Raw genomic sequence first — 6,707 nt, 5'->3', positions numbered from 1 at the left:
CTATTTAATGTAAGGGTTTTATCAGGAAGGGCTTAGTGTATAATAGCCTGAAATTTTTTGCCCATAATTTTCTGAGTGAGGGTGATCGGCTTGTTGTTTTAGTTTGATCAGCCATACTGTTAAGGTTTTGAAGATTAGAGAATTCATTAGCTTGTTTTGTCCTTCAGAGCTGCTTGGTTATGTGGGTAAAAATGACAATATTAGATTTATGTTTAGAGATGAAAGTGAGCGCAATTAAAATGAAAATGATTTTAAAAAGTGTAGTGATCGTTGCAGGTTTGGTAGGGTCTTTGGGGGCTTCAGCCGCTGGTGACGTTGAGGCAGGAAAGGCCGCTTCAGCTACGTGTGCTGGTTGTCACGGTGCCGATGGAAATAGTGTTGTTGCTAACTTTCCTAAACTGGCAGGCCAAGGTGAGAAGTACTTGGTTAAACAAATGAATGACATCAAAGAAGGTAAGCGTCCTGTAATCGAAATGACAGGCTTGCTTGATGCGCGTTCTGCACAGGATATCGAAAACATTGCCGCTTACTTTGCGTCACAAACAACTACGCCTGGCCAAGCAAAGAAAGACTTGGTAGAAAAAGGTGAGATCATGTACCGCCAGGGTAATGCAGCAACTAAGGTTGCGGCGTGTGCAGCGTGTCACGGCCCAGCAGGTGAAGGTGTGTCATTGGCTGCATTTCCAGCGCTTGCCGGTCAGCATGCTGATTACATCGCATCTCAGCTTAAGAAGTTCCGTAGTGGTGAGCGTAGCAACGATGGTGATTCGCGTATGATGCGTTCAGTAACGGCTCGTTTGAATGACAAAGAAATTGAAGCAGTTGCCAGCTATATTTCTGGTTTATATAAATAAGCTTCGTCTCTGCCGAGGAGCAATATGCTTCTCGGCTTTCTAGTTCCCTACCTTCCTATTTGAATACTTCTAACATTCCATCTGAGGTCAAGGCAATAACATTGGACTTCTGATCGATGACATCGATAATCGCTTTACTGCTGGCGCCGCCATAAGCTTGGCGAGGTTCTGCTTGCCAGGTCTTCACTTCAGTTCCTTTTTTAATATTAAATTTACTGATGACGCCTTGGAAAGTGCCAAGCGTTAGGTATTTCTCATCATCAGAAAAATCAGCGCTGGTGTAATTAATATATCGATTCTTAAACTTGAATTTACTTTTCCCGGTTTTGGTATCCCAAACCAGAGCATCTTCGCGTTGTGAGGTGGTAAAGGCGAGCTTACCAGAATCAGATATTGCAGCAGTCTTGATCTGATTGTTCAGGCTCAAGGCGTATTGCTCTTTGCCTGTTTTCAGGTTCCAAATCTTTGCAATGTTATCATCACCGGCACTAATACCTACTGCACCGTCTTCACTGAGGTCGGTAGCCCGTATTGGTGCGTTATGCTTAAAGCTGTGTATGGCCATACCTCGATCAAGGTCAAAGTAATTGACCGTACCATCTCTCAGGCCTAGCAATGCTCGTCGCCCATCTTGGTTTAAGCTAATCGCTTCGATTCGATCGGCTGCTTGCCAGAACTGTAGGGACTTACCATTCGTAGCGTCCCATAGCACTAAGTCTTTTTCTTGGCAGGTTACGGCTCTCTTACCGTCACCGGAAACCGCTGAGGCCCGGATGGATGAGTATTCGCCGCTTTTATGATTCCAGTCATAGAGGCGCTCTTTCTTTTTGGTGTTCCAAAAGCTCCCGCCATGATGAACCGATCCGATGACCGCAAGGTATCCGTTAGGGCTGAGTTCGCCGCTTAGTAAGCCTTGAGTCGCAAGCTGTTTACTGCTAGTGGGGCCTTCCGCGCATGCGGCAAGTGCCAGACTGAGTAAAAGGGTAGAAGTTTGTTTTTTAAACACCGATAGACCTGATAGATTTGATTCGATTTTAAAAGGACGTCATTACATCTTTAGTATAGTCAGAGACGAGGAAAAAGAGAGAATAAATATGATCTGGAGGGGAAGCGCATAATATAGCCAGAATTAAGAAGTTCTGGCTATCGCTCAGGAGTTCATTTAGAACTAAGCGGTTGTGTCTGCGTGCACCGCGTGAAGTGCTTCAATCAGCGTGTCTTCAAGCTCAAAGCGCTCTTCAAGGGTTTTTCCTAAGGAGTCGAGCTCTTTAATAAGGCCTTCGATGCCATCGTCGACTTTATGTATATCGTCGAAGCGATCGTTAAACGCTAGAGATTGTTCGGTGGACATTTCAATGCGAGGAAGGATTTTCTTTGCAAGCTCAAGTCCACCGTCATCATACTCTGCTGCCTCGGCAACGAGTTGCTCGTAGACTTCGAAGTGTCCGACCGAAACATAGTCGACCAATATCTGGCAAAACGATTGGAACTTCTCTGCTTTATTTTCTTGAGAGCTGCCTGGGTTTACAGATAGATCGCACAGGCTGACAATAAGCGCTTGCCTTTCCTTAAGCCATTTATCGATTAAGTCGTTTACTCCACCCCATCGCTCTGCAGCATTCTTGCAATTCTCGAGCATTCATTAACCCCTTTCTACTACATTATCGTTTCGAGACTTGTTGTACCTTGTCGGTACTTAGCTAGCTCGTTTCGTTTAAGTAATTGTTGTTTGTAGCTTGCTTGGCTACCTGTTTATTATCATTTTACTTTTGCAGATGAAAAACAAAATGTTTTGCGTATTGTTCGGTAAGCTTTGTGCTTACTTCTGTAACAAATAGCGTGTAGTCATGAAACTAACTAATTTGTTTAATGCTCGCAACAGTTTATTTGTTATCTTTCTTAAATAATATACTCAAGCCGATTATTGCAAAGCAAATAAACGCCAATAAGCTCCAGCCTGGGATTGATAGACTCATGAAGGTCCACTGAACTTTTGCGCAATCGCCTGTGCCTCGTAGGGCCATCTCGATTACTTCCAATAAGGGAAACACTTCGAGCATATAATCGATGCCGGGGCCGCATGCGGGGACCTGGTCTTCGGGTAAGCTTTGTAGCCACAATTGTCGAATAGCAACAGCGGCACCACCCACAGATAAGAGTGCTGCGAGGAATGCGTAGATGGACGAAGCGATCTTTCCTGCATTATGGATTGCACCGATCAGCGCAACGAGCCCAATGCCGCTAAAGAATACTCGTTGCATCATACACATTGGGCATGGGTCCATGCTGCTAAAAGGCTCAATGTAGGTGGCAGTGACTAATAGTGCCGCACAAGCGATAAAAATAAATAGAAAGCGTTGCTGTGAAGAAGGGAATGTCATGATCTTTGTTGCTCGTAAACTTGTAGTCGCTTTGCTTACCTTATAAAAGAGGTAAAGAGCGCGGTCAAAAATGTATTCTTCACTAGTGAGCCGCCTGAGTAAACAAATTTGTTTTTCTCTTAAGAGCTTGTAATGTCATATTAGGATAACAATGATAATTGCTTTGGTCTTGCGTTAAGAATGTCGGTGAAGGTGTTGCAGGCTGACTTTTCCAGCCTATAATTACTTCTTTAAGCAATTGATGACAGAGTGCAAATGAGTATAAAAGTTCCAGCGTTTTTTTTATTAATGCTATCGATGTGTGTAGCGATGCCTTTAGCAGCAGAAGATGAGGGTGAAGAGGGGGCGCCTGTATCGATTCAATATCATGACTTAACGCCACCGTTTGTCGCTAATTTTGGTAGTGACAATGGAAAGAAGCTAAAGTTTCTCAAGGCAGGTGTCTCAGTCAGAACATCGAGCGGCGCTGCGGTAAACGAAGTTATGAATCATGATGCTTTGGTTCGCCATCAGATCGTGATGCTTTTAAGTCGTCAGACTGAAGAAACACTCGGTACTTCAGCAGGTCAGGAGAAGGTTCGACTTGAAGCGTTAGAACTTGTGCAGCAGATTCTGGAAGAAGAAACGGGTGATGGGCAGATAGATGATCTCTTGTTTACCAGCTTTGTTGTTCAGAGATAAGGCTTAGCGACTTCTAAAGCGAAAATAAGAAAGGGGCCGTAGGGTAGAGAGCTTAGGCGATTTTGCCAACCCTTTCGTTCGGCTTATCCAGTTCGCATTTTTCGACGCCGTCTTCCCAGCCTGCTTCCCATGCAGCTTGCACTACTTCGCCAGAATAAGGGCACTGCTGAATATCTGCTCCCATCACTCCCGCCATATATCCCTGACGATAAGCTTTGTTTAGTGAGTCAATATCCCAGCATAAAGAAAAGTCTTGGGCCATTTGGCCACTCCTTTCATTAAGCTGCCTTGCACTTTTACAAGCATCATTGAGATAGCCATATTCAATACGCCACATGAGATGTAGAGCAGAATATAGCTTCCCGTTCGGCTAACAAAGTGGTTTGGCAACGCCATCCACATTAAGAATCCTTACTTATTCACAAAGCCTGAACATAAACTTAATGCTCAGAACGCTCTCCTACAAGCGTGAAATGCCTTATTTATATAATTTTATTTGGCGTGTAAGTCATCATTTTAAGATGAAACAATTAATGTGAGTGAACGCTTTTGATATCAAGACTGAGTTAGCGAGATACAAAAAGAACACCAACAGAAATACTCCGTTTCAAGCGTTAACAAAATTAACACAGGAGCGTACCTGCAACAATGACAGGATGGTCAAAAATGAGGGGAATTTCAGTTTTGTTTTACGACATGGAAAACGCTGCACAAAATTTATACTAAAACGTATCGGTGAACAGATGTGCAGCAAGTTTTGTGAAAGAGTCGTGAGAAAATCTAGAGTTATTGCGCCTGATAGTCCATTAGGTATCTATCGAAAGAAATACGATCACTACGCTTTATTTCTTCTGCTTGCTTAAACGACTCCTGCGCTTGTTTTTCAAACTGGCTGAATTGGTTTTGTGCTGGCTCAGCACTGAGTACCAATTGATGCTTCTTTGAAAGTTCTCCAGCGATCTCTAGCCAGGATAGAGACTCTTTCTTCATGACTGACAACACTTGAGCGGAGGGTGTTAGATCTGGTGTATCGAGTTTAGCTAGCTGTTCCTTTAGTGCCGACTTATAACGTTGGTCGCTCGTTGCCTGGTCTAGTACTTCGGCAAGACCTTGCATGCCTTTTAGAAGCTCAAGCCCCCAGCTACTTAGCGTTCGCTTTTGTGATTGGTCGGTGAGTTCAAGTCCTGGTCTTCTACCTTCATTGACGACCAGGTCAAAGTTACTATCGAGATATTCACATTCCTTATCGCCAATTACCGGAGAGTCCTGGAGTAAGCAAAAGCTCAGGAATATATCCATAAAGTCGACCTGTCTGTCAGAAATTCCCAATGGTAAAAATGGGTTCAAATCCAGGCAGCGTACCTCGATATATTCGACTCCGCGTTCGTTGAGTGCATGCCGTGGCGTTTCGCCTGACAGTGCACTGCGCTTTGGTCGGATTGAGCTGTAATATTCGTTCTCGATTTGCAGAATATTCGTATTGATCTGAAGGTAAGCGTCACCTTTCTTTAGCCCAAGCTCTTGGTATGGCGGGTAAGAAGTGTTAATGGCATCGCCAAGTGTATGGGTGAAGTTTTCCAGGCTGTTAAAGCAGATATTTAGCGATGATTGGGCGTTGTTGTGATAGCCGAGGTCTCCCATTCTGAGCGAGGTAGCATAAGGCTTATACAGCGTGCCCTTATCATCAAATGATTCGAGGCAGTGATTTTGGCCAGCGACAAAACTCTGGTCTAGGCAAGGCGACGCACCGAATAAATACATGAGTAGCCAAGAGTAGCGACGAAAGTTTCGAATCAGAGCGAAATATTGCTCCGACTTAAAGTCTTGTAGTGACTGCTCTTTATTGCCATGCGCTTCTTTTAGATTAAGCCAAAGGGAGTCATTGATCGAGAAGTTGAAGTGCAGGCCCGCAATGCTTTGCATGGTTCGGCCGTATCGATGGCCTAGACCTTCCCGGTAGACGTACTTCAAGCGTCCAATGTTGGAGTCGCCATATTCAGCAATACGAATGCTGTGCTCGCCATCAAGCTTGCAGGGCATGCTGCCAGACCAGAGAACTTCATTGCCAATATTGCTAGCAACAAACTTATGCGTATCTTGCAATGTTTTTAGCAGGCCTTCTCTAGAGTCTTCAACCGGTGTAATTAGCTCTAATAAAGCTTCCGAGTAATCAGTGGTAATGGAAGGGTGAGTCAGCGGATGGCCCAAGGCTTCAGGGTGATTTCTCTGCGAGATCGAAAATTCGCTATCTGCCCGAAGACCTTCTTTTTCTATGCCGCGTGAAATCGGTAAGCCCTGCTCTTTAATATGCTGTGCCAGGATCGTTAAGTCGCTCGGAGACAGGCCCGCATGAGCATTATTGTTGGTGTTTGAGGGCGCTGTCATGTGTTAATCCTATTGTGGGTGCGAGTTGTTTCGAAATAAGACCGCAGTATTATCATTTTACTTCAATTTAAGCTTACTAAAAGCATTGGCCATGGCGCCGGACATTGGTGCCTCGGTTTGCTTGGGTTTTCTATTCTGCTTGGCGTTGCTGTGCTTATTTTGATGTTCTGGGCTGCTTTGAGCTTTATCGTTCATTTGTGCTTCGTCGCCCATTCTCATACTCAGTGATATTCGTTTTCGTCTTGGATCAGCTTCCATGACTTTCACCTTTACGATATCACCTGTTTTGACAACGTCGCGAGGGTCTTTAACAAATTTGTCCGCCAGTGCCGAGATATGGACGAGACCATCTTGGTGCACACCAATATCAACGAAGGCTCCAAAGTGTGTCACGTTCGTTACCGCT

8 protein-coding genes are annotated in these 6,707 nt (G+C 44.5%); 2 read left to right on the top strand and 6 right to left on the bottom strand.

Annotated elements, in window-relative coordinates; genetic code table 11:
• The first annotated feature begins 224 nt into the window (after window positions 1-224).
• Window positions 225-854, top strand: a complete 630-nt coding sequence (locus tag A3761_RS03565) for a cytochrome c (RefSeq protein ID WP_368664592.1) — start codon at window positions 225-227, stop codon at window positions 852-854.
• A 55-nt stretch (window positions 855-909) separates the two neighbouring features.
• Here the strand turns inward: A3761_RS03565 and A3761_RS03560 are convergent, their stop codons facing one another.
• The 3 genes from A3761_RS03560 to A3761_RS03550 all read right to left on the bottom strand — a co-directional run bounded on the left by A3761_RS03560 (window position 910) and on the right by A3761_RS03550 (window position 3,235).
• Window positions 910-1,860, bottom strand: coding sequence for a WD40 repeat domain-containing protein (locus A3761_RS03560; protein ID WP_082865345.1), 951 nt, complete (start codon window positions 1,858-1,860; stop codon window positions 910-912).
• 162 nt (window positions 1,861-2,022) lie between these two features.
• Window positions 2,023-2,493, bottom strand: a complete 471-nt coding sequence (locus A3761_RS03555; protein ID WP_068554126.1) for an Rsd/AlgQ family anti-sigma factor — start codon at window positions 2,491-2,493, stop codon at window positions 2,023-2,025.
• A gap of 244 nt (window positions 2,494-2,737) precedes the next feature.
• Entirely contained in the window at window positions 2,738-3,235 is a 498-nt protein-coding gene (locus A3761_RS03550) for a disulfide bond formation protein B (RefSeq protein ID WP_068511884.1), read from the bottom strand.
• A gap of 255 nt (window positions 3,236-3,490) precedes the next feature.
• Between A3761_RS03550 and A3761_RS03545 the strand changes: the two genes are divergently transcribed.
• Window positions 3,491-3,916 carry a flagellar basal body-associated FliL family protein gene (locus A3761_RS03545; RefSeq protein WP_068514550.1) on the top strand — a complete coding sequence of 142 codons (426 nt, stop codon included), beginning with the start codon at window positions 3,491-3,493 and terminating at the stop codon, window positions 3,914-3,916.
• Window positions 3,917-3,968: 52 nt separating this feature from the next.
• Here the strand turns inward: A3761_RS03545 and rmf are convergent, their stop codons facing one another.
• The 3 genes from rmf to A3761_RS03530 form a co-directional block, all read right to left on the bottom strand.
• Window positions 3,969-4,178 carry a ribosome modulation factor gene (gene rmf / locus A3761_RS03540; RefSeq protein WP_068514633.1) on the bottom strand — a complete coding sequence of 70 codons (210 nt, stop codon included), beginning with the start codon at window positions 4,176-4,178 and terminating at the stop codon, window positions 3,969-3,971.
• A gap of 524 nt (window positions 4,179-4,702) precedes the next feature.
• On the bottom strand, window positions 4,703-6,301 hold the full coding sequence (gshA, locus tag A3761_RS03535; RefSeq protein WP_068514553.1) for a glutamate--cysteine ligase: 1,599 nt from the start codon (window positions 6,299-6,301) through the stop codon (window positions 4,703-4,705).
• A gap of 57 nt (window positions 6,302-6,358) precedes the next feature.
• Window positions 6,359-6,707, bottom strand: a 349-nt coding sequence (locus A3761_RS03530) for a S1 RNA-binding domain-containing protein (protein ID WP_156491565.1), incomplete at its 5' end; no start/stop codon positions are given.

The organism is Oleiphilus sp. HI0123 (genome assembly GCF_001635315.1).
This window is presented reverse-complemented; position numbering and strand designations above follow the sequence as displayed.

Coding starts and splice junctions, on each gene's coding strand:
- A3761_RS03555 (WP_068554126.1), bottom strand. CDS start 2,493: ATGCTCGAGAATTGCAAGAATGCTGCAGAGCGATGGGGTGGAGTAAAC.
- A3761_RS03550 (WP_068511884.1), bottom strand. CDS start 3,235: ATGACATTCCCTTCTTCACAGCAACGCTTTCTATTTATTTTTATCGCT.
- A3761_RS03545 (WP_068514550.1), top strand. CDS start 3,491: ATGAGTATAAAAGTTCCAGCGTTTTTTTTATTAATGCTATCGATGTGT.
- rmf (WP_068514633.1), bottom strand. CDS start 4,178: ATGGCCCAAGACTTTTCTTTATGCTGGGATATTGACTCACTAAACAAA.
- gshA (WP_068514553.1), bottom strand. CDS start 6,301: ATGACAGCGCCCTCAAACACCAACAATAATGCTCATGCGGGCCTGTCT.